The 718-nt window shown below is 52.4% G+C and carries 1 protein-coding gene; it reads right to left on the bottom strand.

Annotated features, from left to right (window positions below; genetic code table 11):
• Window positions 1-718 (bottom strand): VCBS domain-containing protein (locus A9260_RS15130; RefSeq protein ID WP_197488358.1); only part of this gene is annotated, 718 nt, incomplete at both ends.

Raw genomic sequence — 718 nt, 5'->3', positions numbered from 1 at the left:
CAGTGTCTACAGCCGGTTTGCCACCTTCAGCCAGAGCTTGCACATCGGCATTAGTGTTATCTAAATTGTAGGTATAACTGCCATCAGCCTCTAAATGATACGTGCCATACTGACCAGCAATATCACCCGTCGTCGTCACTACCGCGTCACCGCCAGTATCACTAGATAGCGTTAGCTGACCATTCACCAATGAGGTTTGGTCTTCAGTCGCACTGTCTGTTGCATCAGTTGCCGTCACCTCGGTATCCACAGTCACTGCCAAAGGCGAAGACTGCACGGCGTGCGAAGCGTCCGTTGACGGCGCAACCGCTTCTGCTGTTAACGTGTGCTCTATACCCGCACCTGAACCATCTAACTTCGATAGTTGAACGCGATAAGACCCGTATTCATCCGAAGTCGCCGTACCCAGGACCTGGCCATTTTCGCTGATGGTCACCACCGAGAATGGAATGTCCGTCGTACCCGACATGATAGGCGTTTGTGATGAGGTTAAATCATCACTGTGACTGCTGCCGGTATCACTGCCATCGGTTAAATCTAACGTCACTGCGTTAGTTGGCACTGGGGCAAGTGGGGKTAATGTCGGCGGCGTATCGGTTACTTGAGGTAATGRCGCTTGAGTRGTTGGGTTCGTTGGTGCAACCACCGTGGTTGTGATCGGACCTGGCTGACCACTGGTTGTCGGTGCCGCGACTGTACCCTGCACTTCAAAACAAAA

It is taken from the genome of Vibrio sp. UCD-FRSSP16_30 (assembly GCF_001676025.1).
GTDB lineage: Bacteria > Pseudomonadota > Gammaproteobacteria > Enterobacterales > Vibrionaceae > Vibrio.
This window is presented reverse-complemented; position numbering and strand designations above follow the sequence as displayed.